The organism is Stenotrophomonas maltophilia group sp. P373, from assembly GCF_053295075.1.
Genome location: NZ_CM129994.1, coordinates 1,207,024 through 1,223,206 on the forward strand (window position 1 = coordinate 1,207,024; position 16,183 = coordinate 1,223,206).

At 67.3% G+C, this 16,183-nt stretch carries 19 protein-coding genes; 6 read left to right on the forward strand and 13 right to left on the reverse strand.

The window, feature by feature from the left end:
* Positions 1–30: 30 nt before the first annotated feature.
* Positions 31–876, reverse strand: a complete 846-nt coding sequence (gene minC / locus ACSYHF_RS05590; RefSeq protein WP_447576156.1) for a septum site-determining protein MinC — start codon at positions 874–876, stop codon at positions 31–33.
* Positions 822–1,418: a GNAT family N-acetyltransferase gene (locus ACSYHF_RS05595; protein WP_005415684.1), complete on the reverse strand. Its 597-nt coding sequence runs from the start codon at positions 1,416–1,418 to the stop codon at positions 822–824. The genes minC and ACSYHF_RS05595 overlap by 55 nt, the downstream gene beginning before the upstream one ends.
* A 151-nt stretch (positions 1,419–1,569) precedes the next feature.
* Between ACSYHF_RS05595 and ACSYHF_RS05600 the strand changes: the two genes are divergently transcribed.
* The 4 genes from ACSYHF_RS05600 to ACSYHF_RS05615 all read left to right on the forward strand — a co-directional run bounded on the left by ACSYHF_RS05600 (position 1,570) and on the right by ACSYHF_RS05615 (position 5,192).
* Positions 1,570–2,766, forward strand: coding sequence for a sensor histidine kinase (locus tag ACSYHF_RS05600; RefSeq protein ID WP_053497662.1), 1,197 nt, complete (start codon positions 1,570–1,572; stop codon positions 2,764–2,766).
* Positions 2,766–3,407 carry a response regulator gene (locus tag ACSYHF_RS05605; protein ID WP_006424175.1) on the forward strand — a complete coding sequence of 214 codons (642 nt, stop codon included), beginning with the start codon at positions 2,766–2,768 and terminating at the stop codon, positions 3,405–3,407. The genes ACSYHF_RS05600 and ACSYHF_RS05605 overlap by 1 nt, the downstream gene beginning before the upstream one ends.
* Positions 3,408–3,641: 234 nt before the next feature.
* Complete coding sequence (locus ACSYHF_RS05610) at positions 3,642–4,715, forward strand: SRPBCC family protein (RefSeq protein WP_005415686.1); 1,074 nt, start codon at positions 3,642–3,644, stop codon at positions 4,713–4,715.
* 105 nt (positions 4,716–4,820) lie between these two features.
* Entirely contained in the window at positions 4,821–5,192 is a 372-nt protein-coding gene (locus ACSYHF_RS05615) for a DUF423 domain-containing protein (protein WP_005415687.1), read from the forward strand.
* Between the two features lie 409 nt (positions 5,193–5,601).
* Here ACSYHF_RS05615 and ACSYHF_RS05620 read toward each other — a convergent pair whose 3' ends face one another.
* From ACSYHF_RS05620 to ACSYHF_RS05640, 5 genes are read right to left on the reverse strand one after another with little or no spacing between them, the layout of a single operon-like run.
* On the reverse strand, positions 5,602–6,411 hold the full coding sequence (locus tag ACSYHF_RS05620; protein WP_447576157.1) for a M15 family metallopeptidase: 810 nt from the start codon (positions 6,409–6,411) through the stop codon (positions 5,602–5,604).
* A gap of 9 nt (positions 6,412–6,420) precedes the next feature.
* Positions 6,421–7,014 (reverse strand): PH domain-containing protein, encoded by a 594-nt coding sequence (locus tag ACSYHF_RS05625; protein WP_329915494.1) that lies wholly within the window; start codon positions 7,012–7,014, stop codon positions 6,421–6,423.
* A gap of 3 nt (positions 7,015–7,017) precedes the next feature.
* A complete protein-coding gene (locus tag ACSYHF_RS05630) occupies positions 7,018–7,197 on the reverse strand; it encodes a DUF4177 domain-containing protein (RefSeq protein ID WP_005415690.1) in 180 nt (59 codons plus the stop codon).
* The gene (locus ACSYHF_RS05635) at positions 7,194–7,373 is read right to left on the reverse strand and encodes an Arc family DNA binding domain-containing protein (protein WP_065178114.1); all 180 of its coding nucleotides are present in this window, start codon (positions 7,371–7,373) and stop codon (positions 7,194–7,196) included. Before ACSYHF_RS05635 ends, ACSYHF_RS05630 begins: the two co-directional genes overlap by 4 nt.
* A gap of 45 nt (positions 7,374–7,418) precedes the next feature.
* Entirely contained in the window at positions 7,419–8,300 is an 882-nt protein-coding gene (locus ACSYHF_RS05640; protein WP_005415692.1) for an SPFH domain-containing protein, read from the reverse strand.
* A gap of 137 nt (positions 8,301–8,437) precedes the next feature.
* On the opposite strand from ACSYHF_RS05640, the gene purT reads away from it, so the two are divergent.
* Positions 8,438–9,625, forward strand: coding sequence for a formate-dependent phosphoribosylglycinamide formyltransferase (gene purT / locus ACSYHF_RS05645; protein ID WP_049404703.1), 1,188 nt, complete (start codon positions 8,438–8,440; stop codon positions 9,623–9,625).
* Between the two features lie 85 nt (positions 9,626–9,710).
* Here purT and ACSYHF_RS05650 read toward each other — a convergent pair whose 3' ends face one another.
* Both ACSYHF_RS05650 and ACSYHF_RS05655 read right to left on the reverse strand, forming a co-directional pair.
* On the reverse strand, positions 9,711–10,916 hold the full coding sequence (locus ACSYHF_RS05650) for an endonuclease/exonuclease/phosphatase family protein (RefSeq protein WP_005415694.1): 1,206 nt from the start codon (positions 10,914–10,916) through the stop codon (positions 9,711–9,713).
* A 37-nt stretch (positions 10,917–10,953) separates the two neighbouring features.
* Entirely contained in the window at positions 10,954–11,709 is a 756-nt protein-coding gene (locus ACSYHF_RS05655; protein WP_065178112.1) for an arginyltransferase, read from the reverse strand.
* A 156-nt stretch (positions 11,710–11,865) separates the two neighbouring features.
* Here ACSYHF_RS05655 and ACSYHF_RS05660 point away from each other — a divergent pair, with 156 nt between their 5' ends.
* Positions 11,866–12,426: an EF-hand domain-containing protein gene (locus ACSYHF_RS05660; protein ID WP_111127889.1), complete on the forward strand. Its 561-nt coding sequence runs from the start codon at positions 11,866–11,868 to the stop codon at positions 12,424–12,426.
* A gap of 59 nt (positions 12,427–12,485) precedes the next feature.
* Here the strand turns inward: ACSYHF_RS05660 and ACSYHF_RS05665 are convergent, their stop codons facing one another.
* The 4 genes from ACSYHF_RS05665 to ACSYHF_RS05680 form a co-directional block, all read right to left on the reverse strand.
* Positions 12,486–13,703: an RNA polymerase sigma factor gene (locus ACSYHF_RS05665; protein ID WP_188238796.1), complete on the reverse strand. Its 1,218-nt coding sequence runs from the start codon at positions 13,701–13,703 to the stop codon at positions 12,486–12,488.
* Positions 13,704–13,885: 182 nt separating this feature from the next.
* Positions 13,886–14,380, reverse strand: coding sequence for a pathogenicity-like protein (locus ACSYHF_RS05670; RefSeq protein ID WP_095377765.1), 495 nt, complete (start codon positions 14,378–14,380; stop codon positions 13,886–13,888).
* 3 nt (positions 14,381–14,383) lie between these two features.
* Positions 14,384–15,304 carry an acyl-CoA thioesterase II gene (gene tesB / locus ACSYHF_RS05675; RefSeq protein ID WP_447576158.1) on the reverse strand — a complete coding sequence of 307 codons (921 nt, stop codon included), beginning with the start codon at positions 15,302–15,304 and terminating at the stop codon, positions 14,384–14,386.
* Positions 15,305–15,390: 86 nt separating this feature from the next.
* Entirely contained in the window at positions 15,391–16,167 is a 777-nt protein-coding gene (locus ACSYHF_RS05680; RefSeq protein WP_005415699.1) for an enoyl-CoA hydratase/isomerase family protein, read from the reverse strand.
* Positions 16,168–16,183 lie beyond the last annotated feature (16 nt).

Sequence of the window (16,183 nt, forward strand, 5' to 3'; positions counted from 1 at the left end):
TTCTCCTGATGATTCTGTTTGGGGGCTGCGTCAGTCCAGCGCAGCGATCTTGATCTGGTCCTGTTCCAGCCAGACCTGCACGGCCTTGCCGCGCAGGTTGTCCGGGACATCGTCCAGTACCTTGTAATGGCCGGCAATGGCGACCAGTTCCGCATGGAAATCACGGCAGAAAATGCGTGCCGCAGTGTTGCCCTGGGCCCCTGCCAGCGCGCGGCCGCGCAGGGTGCCGTAGATGTGGATGCTGCCATCGGCAATGACCTCGGCGCCGGCGCCGACGGTGGCCATCACGGTCAGGTCGCAGTTCTCCGCGTACAGCTGCTGGCCCGAACGCACGTTGCCCAGCTGCATGCGGCCCGGCTTTGGTGCAGCCGCGTCGGCCACCTTGGCCACCGGCGTTGCCGGGTCCGGCTTCGGTTCGGCACGGGCTGCGCGGCGCGGCTCCGGTGCAGGCGGCGGCGGGGCCGGTTCGGCCTCGGCACGCTCGTACTGCGCTCGGAACTTGGCCAGCAGCGGCAGGCCGAGCTGCTGCGAGAGCAGGTCGATCGCGCTGGTGCCATAGGCAAGCGCCACCGGCAGCACGCCGGCGCTGCGCAGGCCATCGACCAGCGCCTGCGCGGTGGCCACATCCGGCACCTGGCTCAGGCCGCCGAAGTCGACGATCACCGCGGCGCGGCCGAACAGCTTCGGGGCGCGGGTCACGCGCTCGCGCATTTCCTGCACGAGGCGTTCGACATGAAGGGTACGGATGCGCAGGTTGGCGATGCCCACCTGGCCGATCTTCAGTTCACCGGCCTGTTCGTAATCGAAATTCACCGCCACGCTCAGGTCCCCGTCGGCCGCTGTGCCTGCGCCGGCAGCTGCCGTGCGCGTGTCCATGCCACATCCGGCAGCTTGCCGCCGTAGGTCTCCTTGACCCAGGGGTAGCTGCACAGTTCCTTGGCCAGCATGCTGGCGCGCACATCGACCTGCGGCATCGTGTTCTGGCCCAGCTCGCGGAAGCCGAAGCTGCCGTGGAAGAGCAGGGCGGCATCGGCGCCATGGTCGAGGAAGACTTCGCAGGTCATCTGCGGGTAGCGCAGTTCGGCGAAGCTCTGCGCGTCGGCATAGAACGCACGGCCGACGCCGCCGCCACGACGGCGGCTGGCGACCACGATGCGGTCGATATAGAAGAACGGGGTGTCCAGCTGCTGCTTGAACCAGGCGAAATTGCTGCTGTCGTGCTGGCTGTCGCTGCCAAAGCCGATCAGGAAGCCGGCCAGGTTGCCGTCGCGCTCGGCGACGCGGAAGTATTCAGCGGTTTCATAGAACAGGCGCAGGCGGGCCGCATCCAGGGGAAGGATGGCCAGGCCAGCATTGTTGTTCAAAGCCAGGACGGAATCGAGCTCGTGCTCGCGCACGTCGCGGATGACAATCGACATTGTGACTCCGTGGGGTAACGCGGTTGGTCCATCAAGGGACCCTGCGCACGATTATTGCATGCCCGGGGTGGGCTGCGGCATGAACAGGCGACTGCAGGGGCATGACTTCCGTGGGAGTGCGCGACGCAGGCCGGGCCCGTAGAGTGCTGGCATGTTGGGAGTCCTCAGCCATACCCGCGTCCTCCGCCTGGCCGGCCTGTTCACCTGGGTCATGGTCGGCCTGCCGCTGGCGTACTCGCAGTTCGAGAACCTGCACAGCCGCGCTGACATGGGCGGCTGGGCGATCCTGCTGTTCGTTGCCTACCTGTCCTTCGGCACGGCCTACTACTGGCTGACCCGCATCCTGCGCAGCGACAGCCACACCAGCTGGCTGGACCGCAGCCTGCTGCTGTTGCTGACGGTCTCGGCGCTGGGGGTCAGCTTCCTCAGCGGGTCGGGCCTGGGCAGCATCCTGATGATGGTGGCCGCCGGGGTCATTCCGTGGATGCTGTCGGTACGGCTGGGGGTGCTGTGGCTGCTGGTCAGCCAGCTGGCCGTGGCTCCGGTCTACTACATGCTGCTGCGCTTCCCGCTGTTCGAAGCGGTGATGCAGTCGCTGCTTTACGGCGGCTTCTCCATGTTCATCTTCGTGACCAGCCTGGTTGCGCGTCAGCAGACCGAGGCCCGCGACGAGCAGCGCCGGCTCAATTCAGAGCTGCGCGCCACCCGCGCCCTGCTGGCCGAGAGCGCGCGGGTCAACGAGCGCACCCGCATTTCGCGCGAACTGCATGACCTGCTGGGCCACCAGCTGACCGCGCTGACCCTGAACCTGGAGGTCGCCGGGCACCTGGCCGAGGGCCAGGCCCTGGATCACGTGAAGCGCTCGCACGCGCTGGCCAAGCTGTTGCTGGGCAACGTGCGCGAGGTCGTGAGCCAGCTGCGCGAGACCGGCGCGATCGATCTGGCCGCGGCCCTGCGCCCGCTGACCGAGAACGTGCCCTCGCTGGACATCCAGCTGGAGATCGAGGATCCGCTGAACGTGGAGGACCCGCAGCGGGCCCACGTACTGCTGCGCTGCACCCAGGAGATCATCACCAACGCGGTGCGCCATGCCAGTGCCCGCCACCTGTGGATCAAGGTGTACCGTGAAGCCCCCGATCGGGTGGTGGTCGAGGCCCGCGACGACGGTGTCGGCGCGGATATGGTCAATGTGGGCAATGGCTTGCGCGGCATGCGCGAGCGCCTGCAACAATGTGGTGGCCAGCTGCAGATCGAAACCCGCCCCGGTGAGGGTTTCCGGCTGCGGGCGACGGTGCCGGCAACGGTGCTGGTGGCGGCCCTTACCAAGGTTCCTGAAGGAGTGCGTTGATGATTCGCGTCTGCCTGGTCGACGACCAAACCCTGGTGCGGCAGGGAATCCGCTCCCTGCTGGCGCTCGACGACGGCATCGAGGTGGTGGCCGAGGCCGGCGACGGCCGGCAGGCGGTCGAGCTGATCCCCCAGGTACGCCCCGACGTGGTGCTGATGGACATGCGCATGCCGGTGATGTCGGGGCTGGAGGCCCTGCAGGTGCTGTCGAGGCAGGAACAGCTGCCGCCGACCATCATCCTCACTACCTTCGACGACGATCAGCTGGTGCTGGCCGGGCTCAAGGCCGGTGCCAAGGGCTACCTGCTCAAGGACGTCACCCTGGCACAGCTGGTCGGTGCCATCCGCACCGTGGCCGACGGGGGATCGCTGGTGCAGCCGGCGGTAACCCAGCGCCTGCTGTCCGGCCTGGAGCACATGCGCAATGAATTCGTCAGCCTGGACCGCCCGGACCCGCTGACCGACCGCGAGACCGAGATCCTGCGGCTGATGGCCAGTGGCTTCTCCAACAAGGAGATCGCCAATTCGCTGGGCGTCGCCGAGGGCACCATCAAGAACCACGTGTCCAACATCCTTTCCAAGCTGGGTGTGCGCGACCGTACGCGTGCCGTATTGAAGGCCTTCGAACTCCAGCTGGTATAAGAAAAATCTTTCAAGTACAAAGACTTGGGTCGTGGCCGGGGGGTTCCGCCAGGGTTGACCCCTACTTGCCGGGTAGCGGTATGCGTTACCCTTCGAATCCTTTGTCCATACAAATACGCAGCCGGCAGGGAAACCGGTGCGCCAATCCCGATAAACAATGCCCGCGAAGCCTGCTAGGATTGGCGCTTCGCTTCAATCAACCCGGCCGTGGGATCGGCCCCGGAGACTCTCTGAATGACCCGTATTATCGAGTTCCTGATCGCCTTGGGGATCGTGGCTGGCCTGTTCGTCATCATTGGCGTATGTCTGCCGGGCGAGCGTCACATCACCGAAAGCATCGAGACCAACCGCAAGATGACGATCGTGTACGACACGGTCAGCAGCCTGCGCCGCTTCAAGGACTGGAACCCGCTGGTACTGCGCGATCCCGCCGTTGACCTGAAGCTGTCCGGCCCGGCCTCGGGTGTCGGTGCCACCCTCGACTTCACCTCCAAGGACCTGGGTACCGGTTCCTGGAAGATCACCGAAGCCGAAGAGAACAAGCGTGTTGTGATCGCCATCGAGGACGCCACCAAGGGTCACGACAAGGTCACCACCTTCAACCTGGAGCCGACCGGCAAGGGCGGTCGCAACGTCAAGATCACCCAGGACTACTCGGTGAAGTACGGCTTCGACCTGTTCGGCCGTTACGCCGGCCTGTATGTCAGCCGCCAGATCGGCGACGACATCAAGATGGGTCTGTCGCGCATGGCCAACATGCTCGCAACCGTGCCGAACGTGGACTACCGCACGCCGGAAGCCCCGCTGACCGACCTGGCCATCGTTGAAGTGCCGGCCGAGAACCTGCTGGTGGTCAACGCCGGCAACGTGGACCGCGGTCAGGACACCATCACCAAGTCCATCAAGGACAACCAGGAGTGGATCAAGCGCGTGATGGAGGCCAATGGCCTTGAAGCTGCCGGTCCGTTCCGCATCATCACCACCGACTTCGGCCAGGAGAAGTACGCCTTCGACATTGCCCAGCCGGTGAAGAAGAAGGGTGCCGAAGGTGCTGCTGCCGACGAGCTGACCGTCAAGATCGACGGCGGCGCTCCGGTCAAGTACGTGCACGTTGCTCCGCACCGTTCGGCGCATGCGGCCTACACCGGCCACATGGCGGGTCTGGACGTGGCGCGCAACGGCCTGCGTGCCTGGGCCGTGACCTCGGGCAACGAAGTCATCGACCGTCCGTACGAAACCTGGAAGGACGGCATCGACAAGTCGTTCACCCCGGAAGGTACCTACGACATCTACTGGGCCGTCAAGTAATCCCCGGCTGACCCATGTAGTGTTGGACACGAAAACGCGCCGCTCATTGCGGCGCGTTTTTTTTTCATCCGGCGCCCGGCAAGGGGCGCTGCGCAAGGAGCCCTCATGTTCAATCTGGAACGTCGCGCACGTAAGCCTTCCCTGCTGGCCTGCCTCGGGGCGCTGTTGGCTGCCGTCTCGATCGGCCTGTCTGCCTATGCATCGCATGGCGTGGCCGACCCGTTGGCGCAGCAGCATCTGAACATGGCGGCGCTGTATGCGTTCGCGCATGGCGCGGTGCTGGTCGCGCTTGGGCCGCGCGCGCAGGGGGTGATCGCACACCTGGCGCTGTACGTGCTGCTGCTGGGGGTCCTGCTGTTTTCCGGCAGCCTGGTGGGTGGGGCGTTGTGGCAGTGGCCGACACGGATGGCGCCGATCGGTGGCACCAGCATGATGGCCGGGTGGGTATTGCTGGCGATCAATGCGTTGAGGCGGTGACGTTCGCAGAGCTGTCGCTCCGATCCATGCCGATGCGATCGTGATGGTTCATGGGCGTTACTTTTCTTTTCGCGCGAAAAGAAAAGTAACCAAAAGAAACGCGCCGCCGGCCGCGAGCCGGTGCTGTGCACCGGTCCCCTGCGCTCCTCGGCCCGTCGAGGGGCGGTGCGGAGAGCAGCCGAGCATGGCTCGGCTCTACAGAATCGCAAGCACCTCTTCGCCCTCGCCGGACCTGCGGTGCTCGGCTCGCTTGAAGGCGGACCCAACAGCCGCGCGCTGATCCGTTGTAGAGGCTTCGAGCGAAGCGACCGGCTTCTGTCTTTGCCTTCTTGTTCCATCTCGTGGTGGGCGCGCGCGGAATCCGCCCGGACAGCTCCATGAATTTCGCCTTGCGGTCGCCACGAGGGGCTCAGCCGTTGGCCGGTCTCCAGCACCAGTGCCAGGGTTCGTAGACGATGCCGTGCGGGTTGTCGCGCGGGTAGCTCAACCGGAAGCCGTGCGCGCCGGCATGGGCCTGCAGCCAGGCGAACGCATCGGTAGCGTCGAACGATTCCTCGGCCGGGGCATCGCCCGGCGTGCCGATGTCCAGTGCATGGCCGCTATGGTGTTCACTGAACCCCGGCGCGGCATTCACCTTCAGGATCTCGGCCACGCTCAGCCCGCGCGCCCGTTTCCGTTCGAAGATGCCCAGCTGGTAGGCATGGCTGCGGAAGCCGGAGATTGCATCCAGCGCGATGCCATCGCGCGCTGCATGCAGGCGCATCCGCCGCCAGGCCTGTGCAGCGCCGCGGCGCAGCCACAGCGGGCGGGCGAAGCGGTCGCGCCCAGCAAAGTGAAGCAGGCACGGTTCGGGTTCCAGCGGCAGGCCGCTGTCGTCGGCATAGCGCTGGGCATCCAGGCCGAGCTGCTGCAGGCGCTGCTGCAGCCCGGCGAGGGGCAGCCACTGCGCTTCCAGATTTGCACCGAACGGCCGGGCCGCGGCTGCATCCAGCAAGGCCAGTGCTTCCTCGGCCCCGAGCTCGCGCGCCAGGCGCGGCACCATGGCGTGCACGCCGTGTTCCACCACCGCCGCCAGGTAACGGCCATCGCACTTGCGCCGCAGCACCCAGTTCGCTCGTGACAGCAGGCGCGCGTCGAGATTGCTGCGCGCACGCAGCAGGTCTGCGGGCCACAGTTCGATGGCTTCGGTATTGATCAGCAGGGGCAGGCGTCGTTGCATCGCCGCAGCTTACTGCCGCGGGCCCGGCACGGCCACCTTGCGCAGTGCTTCCAGCAGCGCCTGTGGCCGATCGAGACTGAGCAGCAGGGTGCTGCCATCGCGGACCGGCAGGGCGAGGACGCTCGCGCGGTTGGTGACCAGCGCGAAACCCTTGCCACCGCCCTGCAGGCGAAAGTGACCGGAATAGAAGCCCGGCATCGCGTAGCCGTTGGTCTTGAAGCGGATGCCATAGCGGGGGTCACGCTGCAGGTCGACCACCTCGGCCTGGTCCAGCCGCAACTGCGCCACCGGAACGCGGCGGCGGTACATCGTCGAACGCACGTCCAGCATGCCATCGGCCAGTTCCACCCGGCGGCGGAAGAATGCTGCGCCCAGCCCGATGCCGAGCGCTGCAATGACCAGCAGGCTCCAGGCGGCGCTGCCGCCCATCCGGAACCAGGGTGGCGACAGCGTTACTTCGATCCAGGGCGCCGTCGCCGGCGCCTTGTACAACTGCGCATACAAGCAGGCCACGAAGGCGGCGAGCAGGGGCAGCACGATCCACAGCACGCGCAACGGCGAGATCTCGGCCACCTCGTACTGTTTCGGATCGCTGGCGCCCATGGCTCAGGCCTCCTTCTTGAACACCAGCATCGCCGGGCGCATCGGTGCGGGGATGATGATGTTGACCAGCTCCCAGCCCAGTTGGCCTTGGCGGCTCAGTTCGCTCTGGATGTCCTCGGCCTTGAGCAGGCCCATCATGGACGTCTTGACCTCGATCGTCTGGTAGCTCCAGCGCTTGCTCATTCCTTGTCCTCTGAAGATGGCGTGGGTTTCGGCAGGCGGCCTGCCTTGCGCAGGGCGTCGCGCAGCACATACTCGATCTGCGCGTTGAGGCTGCGCAGCTCGTCGTCAGCCCAGCGTTGCGCCGCGGCCAGGACCTCGGCGTTGATGCGCAGCGGGTAGGCTTTCTTCTCACTCATGCAAGCTCCTGGCGGGGCGGTGGGGCGCCCCGTTGCGAGGGTGGTTCAGTACAGCGAACCGGCGTTGACGATCGGCTGGGTGCCGCGGTCCGAGCACAGCACGGTCAGTAGGTTGCTGACCATGTGCGCCTTGCGTTCCTCATCCAGCTGCACCACGCCGTTCTTCTGCAGTTCGGCCAGGGCCATTTCAACCATGCCGACCGCACCGGCCACGATGCGCGTGCGTGCAGCGATCACTGCGTTGGCCTGCTGCCGCTGCAGCATCGCCTGGGCGATTTCGGCGGCGTAGGCGAGGTGGCTGATGCGTGCGTCGATCACCTGCACGCCAGCGTCGGCCAGGCGTTCGGCCAGCTCGTTCTTCAGGTGCTGGGAGATCTCGCTGGCATGGCTGCGCAGCGCCAGCTGGCCCTCCTCGTGCTGGTCGTAGGGATAGCTGGTGGCCATCGCGCGCAACGCCGATTCGGACTGGATGTGCACGAAGCTTTCGTAGTCGTCCACGTTGTAGACGGCCTCGGAGGCATCGACCACCTGCCAGACGATGACTGCAGCGATCTCGATCGGGCTGCCGTCCAGCTCGTTGACCTTCAGCTTGCCGCTCTCGAAGTTGCGCACGCGCTGGCTGACCCGGCGCTTGGCATAGAAGGGGTTGTTCCAGCGCAGGCCGTTGTCCTTGACGGTGCCGACGTACTTGCCGAACAGGCTCAGCACCGCCGCCTGGTTGGGCTGGATGGTGTACAGGCCGGCCAGGATGAACACGCCCAGGACCCCCAGCAGCGCACCCAGCAGCATAAGCAGCAGGTTGGGCGAGCCGGTGCTGGCCTTGGCGGCCACGCCCAGTACGAACAGGGCAGCGCCGGCGAGGGCGACGAGCAGGGCACCGGCCAGGGTCCCCAGGCCGTTGAGGGAGGCAAGCGACTTCTCTTTCATGGCGGTACGTCCTTGAGGGTTCGAATTGAAGATATCAAAGTGATATCACTTTTCGACTACCGTTCGTCGGATGCCATGACCAGGGTGCGCGGCCAGCTAGAATGCCCACCCGCCTTCACGTCGCTGCTGGAACCGCCATGGCCAAGCTTGGAACTCCGTTGTCTCCCTCCGCCACCCGCGTGCTGCTGCTGGGCTCGGGCGAACTCGGCAAGGAGGTGGCCATCGAGCTGCAGCGGCTGGGCGTGGAAGTGATCGCCGCTGACCGCTACGCCGATGCCCCGGCCATGCAGGTCGCCCACCGCTCGCACGTGATCGACATGCTCGATGCGATGGCGCTGCGCGCCCTGATCGCCCAGGAGCAGCCACATCTGGTGGTGCCGGAGATCGAGGCCATCCATACCGAGACCCTGGTCCAGCTGGAGCAGGAGCAAGGCCTGCGGGTGATCCCGACCGCACGCGCCGCGCGCCTGACCATGGACCGCGAGGGCATCCGCCGCCTCGCCGCCGAAACCCTGGGCCTGCCGACCTCGCCCTACCGCTTCGTCGATACCGAGGCCGAATACCGCGCTGCCGTGGCTGCCATCGGCCTGCCGTGCGTGGTCAAGCCGGTGATGTCGTCCTCGGGCAAGGGCCAGAGCACCCTGCGCAGCGAAGCGGACATCGCTCCGGCCTGGGAGTACGCACAGACCGGTGGCCGTGCCGGTGCCGGCCGCTGCATCGTCGAAGGCTTCATCGATTTCGACTACGAGATCACCCTGTTGACCGTGCGCCATGCCGGCGGCACCTCATTCTGTGCGCCGATCGGCCACCTGCAGAAGGATGGCGATTACCGCGAAAGCTGGCAGCCGCAGCCGATGTCGAGCGCGGCACTGGCACGTGCCGAGGAGATCTCACGTGCGATCACCGACGACCTTGGCGGCTGGGGCCTGTTCGGCGTCGAGCTGTTCGTGAAGGGCGACGAAGTGTGGTTCAGCGAAGTGTCGCCGCGCCCGCACGACACCGGCCTGGTGACGCTGGTATCGCAGGAGTTGAGCGAGTTCGCGCTGCATGCGCGCGCCATCCTCGGCCTGCCGATCCCGGTGATCCGCCAGAGCGGCCCGTCGGCGTCGTGCGCGCTGTTGGCACACGGCGAGGGCGTGCCGTACTTCAACAACGTCGCCGCTGCATTGCAGGTGCCGGATACTGCCGTACGCCTGTTCGGCAAGCCGAGCGTGCATGGCCATCGCCGCGTGGGCGTGACCCTGGCGCGCGCGGAAACCATCGACGAAGCACGCGCCATCGCGCGTGATGCCGCCGACGCCATCGGCGTCGAACTGCGCCCCTGAAAAAGGAGCGACGACCAACGGTCGTCGCCTACCGAAACCCGGTGGGTACCGACCGTTGGTCGGTACGCTCAACGTGCAGTCGACTCTACCGCACGTCCACCCACACCAGGTGGTGGTCGCTGCCGTCGGCGATCTTCGCTTCCGGGCTTTCATTGGCCGGCCAGAAGATGCCGCTGCCCACGTACTCGAAACCGGTCGAGGGAAGCACGTAGTCCAGGCGCATGGTGCCGGACTTCGGGCCGAAATCGCCGGTGGCGTGGAACGGTGCGCCCTTGCGTTCGATGCCCTTGGCCGCATAGGCCAGGCTGGTCTGCTCGCCGCCGACGCTGCGCGGGGTGGGGTAGCGCAGCACGCGCGCGTTCTCGATCAGCTCGACGATCGCCTCGTGGCGGCCATCGCCATCGACCGGGTCGTTGTTCAGATCGCCGAGGATCACGAAGCGCGCGTCCTCCGCCAAGCCGCCGCACTGGCCCTTGTCGTCGCACAGCCAGGGCTTCTCACCCTTGGACAGGTATTCCTGCCAAAGGCGCAGTTCGTCGTGGTTGCGTGCCGCGTTGCGCTTTTCCGGGCCGTCGAACACCGGCGGCGTCGGATGCGAGACCAGCGCGTGGACCACGCCGCCCGGGGTCTTCACCGGCACGTCCCAATGCGACTTCGAGGACAGGCGCAGCTGCGACCACACGTGGTCGTTGTAGAAGCTCTGGCCGGTACGCGGATCGACCGGGCGGATGGCGCCGGGCATCGCGCTCCACTTCAACAGCTGGAAGCTGCGCACCTTGGTTTCATCGATCGGGTAGCGCGACAGCACCAGCATGCCGTATTGGCCCGGGTGCAGGCCGTAGCCCCACGCGTCATTGCCACGGCTGCGGCCTTCGCCGCCGACCACGCCGTTGTTGTCCAGATCCAGGCCGCTGGGCACACCGGTGTTGACCGGCGCCAGGTAGCGGTAGGCAAAGTGCAGCGGCTTGCCGCCGCCGGGCTGGGCGACTTCCAGGTAGCGCTTCTGGAACAGGTCGGCGGCGCGATGGGCATCGTCGAAATCGAATTCGTTCAGCAGTACCAGGTCCGGGCGCACCTGCTGCAGCACGGCGGCGATCTTGCGTGCGTGCTCGCTGTCGCCCTCCAGTTCCTTGATCAGGCCACCGGCATCATCGGAGTACAGCGAAGTGTTGTAGGTGGCCAGGCGCAGCGCAGTGGACGGCTTCTCAGTCATCGCGGGGGACGTGGCAAAGGCGGGGGCGGTGGCGCCGCAGAGCAGGGCCAGGGCGAGGATCAGGGGTTTGGCGTTCATCCCCCTATTCTGCACCCGGCCCGGTGTCAGCGGTTTGTCAGCGCCCGTCCAGTTCGTTGTCGAAATCGTGCCAGCAGCGGCCGTCGTAGGCCTCAAGGGGATGGAAGCGGCGCTTGTAGTCCATCTTCTGGTGCCCGCGGATCCAGTAGCCCAGGTACACGTGCGGCAACCCCTCGCGGCGCGCCCACTCGATCTGTTGGAGGATCGCGAAGGTACCCAGCCCGCGCGCGGCGTGGTCCGGGTCGAAGAACGTGTAGACCGCCGACAGGCCATGCTCGGTGACGTCGGTCACCGCCACCCCCAGCAACTGGCTGGGCTGGCCGTCGTGGCCGGGCAGGCGCATCTCCATGAAGCGGGTGTGCGACCAGCTGCCGATCAGGAACTGCTCGAACTCGTGCGGGCCATGGTCGTCCATGCCGCCATTGGCGTGGCGGTGGGTGAGGTAGCGGTGATACAGCGCGAACAGGTCGTCACGGGCGGTGGCGGCGGTGATCCGCACCTCCAGGTCGTCATTGCGGGCGGCACAGCGGCGCTGGCTGCGGTCCGGGGCGAAGCGGGCCACCGGGATGCGCACCGCCACGCAGGCCTGGCAGTGCGCGCAGTGCGGCCGGTAGACCAGATCACCGCTGCGGCGGAAGCCCCAGCTCAGTGCCAGCGGGTACAGGCCACCCAGCCGGCGATCGTGCGGATCCAGCACCAGGTCGCGCGCCACCCGGTCGGACCAGTACCCGCAGGGGTGCTCGCCGGTCTGGAAAAGCCGCAGTTCGTCGTCTCTATCGCCGTGTAGTGCCATGGGCACAGCATAGCCCCAGCCCGTCGCAGTGGCGGCGACTGTCCGGCGGATGAATGGAACCGGCCACGGCGTCAACCGATGTCGCGCCCGGGCGTTGTTGTCACTCGAGGGTGAAGTGATCACCCCGACGCAATTCCCATTCCCAGGAGTGACCCCATGATCCGTACCCCCCTGCTGCTGGCCCTGCTGCTCGGCACTTCCGCCTCCGGCATCGCGCTGGCGGCCGACACCCCGGCCACGTCGGCGCAGCGCCCGGCCAAGCTGGACACCAATGGCGACGGCGTGATCGACCGCAGCGAGGCGGCTGCCAACCCGCGCCTGGCCGCGAAGTTCGACGAGCTGGACAGGAACAAGGACGGCAAGCTCTCGCGCGATGAGATGCCGCGCTGGCAGCATGGCCGCCGTGGCCACGGCGGTGAGCGCTGGGCCAGGCTGGACGTCAACAAGGACGGCCGCATCAGCCGCGACGAGGCCAAGGCCGACCCGCGCCTGGCCGCGCGCTTCGACCAGCTCGACCTCAACAAGGACGGTTACCTGGACAAGGCTGACCGCGAGCTGCGCATGAAGCAGCATCGTGATGCCTGGTTTGCTGCCGCCGACACCAACAAGGATGGCCAGCTGAGCAAGGCCGAGTTCGACGCGGCCAAGGGCCCGATGCACGGTGGCCCGCGCCAAGGCGGTCCGCGCGACGGCGGTGCACCGAAGTCGCAGCGCTGATTCATCGCGCGCTGACCGACCACGACGCCGGCGTACTGCCGGCGTCGTGCGTTGAGGCCCTAGCGGCCGCTGGAATGGGCCATGGCATACAGCACGACGCCCAGCACCACGATGTTCATGGCGATGATCCCGGTACGCCCATACAGCGATTCATACACCCAGTTGGTGCCGGTGCGCCCACGCCGCGACGAATCGCGCGCGATCAGCGGCGCCATGATCTGCTGCAGCGGTCCCAGGCACTGGTAGTTCACCAGACCCATGCCGAGCACCAGCACCAGCAGATGCACCCACGTCGGGGTCTGCAGCAGTACCACCGCCAGCACTGCCAGGCAGCAGGCCATGGCTGTCCAGGTGTTCATGCGCACAAAGCGCCAGACCCGCGCGCGTTCGGCATCGGTCTTGGCATAGGACAGCAGGAATCGACCGCCCAGGTAGCTGCCGATCACGCCGCCGGCAACGCCACCAGCGAACGCGCCCCAAGTGCTGGCCGGAATCATGTGCAGGTAGCCCAGGGTGGCGGTGACCGAGCCCATGGCTGTACCCCCGGCCACGCTGGCCCCGCCCAGGCCCAGCTTGCTGCTGCCCACGCCGACGCCGGCGCTCAGCAGGATCGCGGCACTGGCGGTGCCGGGTGCGGCCACCAGCACCATCGACACCACGGCGGTGGCGAAGGCGGCGCTCGGCGCGCTGCTGCGCGCGAACTCACCGAAGCGCTGCAGCAGGCCGTCCCGCACCAGCGCGCGGGCGCGCGACAGGCGCTTGCGCACGGCGGCGTCGCTGAGCCCGAGCAGGTCGGCCACCTGCTGCGAGCGCTGGCCTTCGCGGTAGTACAGCAACAGGACTTCGCGGCTGTCGGCGGGCAGGGTGGAGATGATGTCCTCGGCGGCGATTTCTTCCTCCACCCGTTGCAGGCGATCGGCTGCGCCCGGGGACGGATCGGCGGCCATCCCCATCGCCACCTCGGCCGCCTCGCCGGTCAGTGGACGGCCACGCTGGGCGCGCAGCCAGTCGCGGGCGAGGTTGCGGGTGATCTGCCGCAGCCACGGCAGGAAGCTGGTCGCGCTGCGCAGCTGGTGCAGCTGCTGCCAGCCCTTCACAAAGGCCTCCTGGGCGATGTCCTCGCTGGCCTGGCGGTCTCGGGTGATGGCCAGCGCGATGGCGGTGACCGTGTTCTGGCAGGCCAGCACGATGCGGCCGTAGGCGTGCTGGCAACCGCTGGCGGCGGCGGGCAGTTCGCGTTCCAGGGTCTGGTCGATCGATGCGGTGAACGTCGTCATGGCGGCGGCTCTCCTGCGGGGATTGTGTCCCATGACGGAGCCGCGCGCGAAGTGTGACCAGCATTCTGTGCGGTAGTGCCGGCCGCTGGCCGGCATCCTCATGACAAAAAGGGGACGGAGGGGATTAAGTCGTTTGTGGCACAAACGACTTAATCCCCTCCGTCCCCTTTTTCACCCGCGAATCATTTCGAGGGCTGGATGCGGACCCGGACTGCTTCCTCTTCCGGCGCGGCCTGCGGGGCCGGTTGCGCCTGCTGCGGCTGGGCCTGCGGGGCGGGCACCGGGGCGCCGCGATGGCGCAGGCCGATCACCAGCGCCACGCCAGCGATCACCACCAGCAGCGCGATGCGGATGCGCCAGGCCCAGCTGCGGCCGCCGCTGCCCGGTTCCGGCGCGTCGCGGAAGGCGAATTCGGCGGTGGGGTGGTCACGGCGGGTAGTGTCGAGCAGGCGCGCTTCGCGCAGGATTTCGCGCGCGCGCGGCTGGTCGTCGGCACGCACGATCCATACCGCCGGATAGGCGTTGGCGTTGCCCAGGTCGGTATAACTGAACTGGCCGCGGCGACGGGTCTTGTACGAGCGCCCGTTGGTCACCTTGACGTCGATCCCATGCCCGCGCAGGAGCTCGGCCACGCCTTCGACGGTTTCCACGCGCTGGCTGCTGAAGATCTGGCGCATGGGTTACTCCTTGGCCGGCACGGCGGCGGCCGCAGCCTGGTCGGGAACCACGCGGATCAGGCCTTCCTGCGCAGTGCTGGCCACCAGCACGCCGTTGCGGGTGAAGAACTGGCCGCGGGCCAGGCCGCGCGAATCCTGCGCGCTGGGGCTGTCCAGCGAGTACAGCAGCCAGTCGTCGGCGCGGAACGGGCGGTGGAACCAGATTGCGTGGTCGAGCGAGGCCATCTGCACGTGCGGGTGGTAGTAGCTGATGCCGTGCGGGAAGGTCGCCGTGCCCAGCAGGTGGAAGTCGGAGGCATAGGCCAGCAGCGCCTGGTGCAGCTCCGGGGCATCGCCGACCGGCTCGCTCAGGCGCAGCCACACCTGATGGTAGGGCGGGCGCTTGGGCGGGTTCAACTCGTCGCGCGGGTAGACGTGGCGGAACTCGAACGGGCCGCCACGCGACAGCCAGCGCTGCACCTTGATCGGCAGCCGCTCCAGCACTTCGGCCGGCAGCGGCCGGTTCGGTTCGATGTCTTCCGGCTGCGGCACTTCAGGCATCTTGTGCTGGTGCTCGGCGCCGGTCTCGGCCTGCTGGAACGAGGCCGCGCAGAAGAAGATCACCTTGCCGTGCTGGATCGCGGTGACCCGTCGCACCGAGAAGCTGCCGCCATCGCGGGTGCGGTCCACGTCGTAGACGATCGGGTGGTCGATGTTGCCGGCGCGCAGGAAGTAGGCGTGCAGCGAGTGCACGTGGCGGCCGTTGTCGACCGCGGCCTGCGCCGCAGCCAGGGCCTGGCCCAGCACCTGCCCACCGAACACGTACTTGGTGCCGATGTCGCGGCTCTGCCCGCGGAACAGGTTGTCCTCCAGCCGCTCCAGCGTGAGCAGGTCGATCAGCTCGGAGACGACGGGTTCGGGCGTGTCGTTCAAGGGGGCGGCCACAGCAATGAGAAGGCCCCGATTATACCGGTCAGGGGTCAGATCCCTTTCGCCCGGCGAAAGGGATCTGACCCCGGGCGGGGCAACCGCTACTTGCCCAGGCGCGCCGCCAGGGCCTGCAGGGCGTTCTGCGCGTCCGGGGCGAACCAGGCCTCGACGAAACGGTCCAGCTGGATCAGGTCCGGGTGCAGCGCTTCGTGCAGGTCGGCGCGAGCGATGGCGCGGGTCAGCAGCATCGGCTGCCGAGGCTGCTTGAGCAGGTTCTGCAGCCAGGCCACGGCGCGGGCCACCACCAGGTCACCCTCAGCCAGCTCGTCGACCAGGCCGATCTGCAGCGCCTGTTCGGCCGGCACCAGCGAGCCGGTGGTCAGCAGCACGCCGGCGCGGTGCACGCCCACCGCACGGCGCAGCAGGCGCTGGATGCCCTCCGGCGCGATCAGGCCCACCTGCACCTCGTTCAGGCCGATGGCATACGGCCGCGACGGATCGGCGCTGCGCGCCATTACCCGGTAGTCGCAGCACAGGGCCAGCACGCAGCCGCCGGCCGGCGCGTGGCCGGTAATCGCTGCGACCACCGGGATGCGGCTCTCGGCCAGTGTGCGCACGGCGCCAAAGAAAGCGTTCCAGGTGTCCAGCAGCTTGTGCTTGTCATCGCCATGCGAGAGCAGGTGCGGCACGTCCATTCCACCGGTGAAGATGCGCTCGCTGCCCGACAGCACGATGCCGTGCGCGTCTTCGGCCATGGCCAGTTCGATGGCATGGATCAACTGCCGGCACAGATCGGTGTCCAGTGCATTGACCGGCGGCCGCGCCAGGCGCAGTTCGCGGATGGGGCCGTGGTTGATCACCTCGATGAGCGTCGTCATGCTGCGGTCTCGTTGC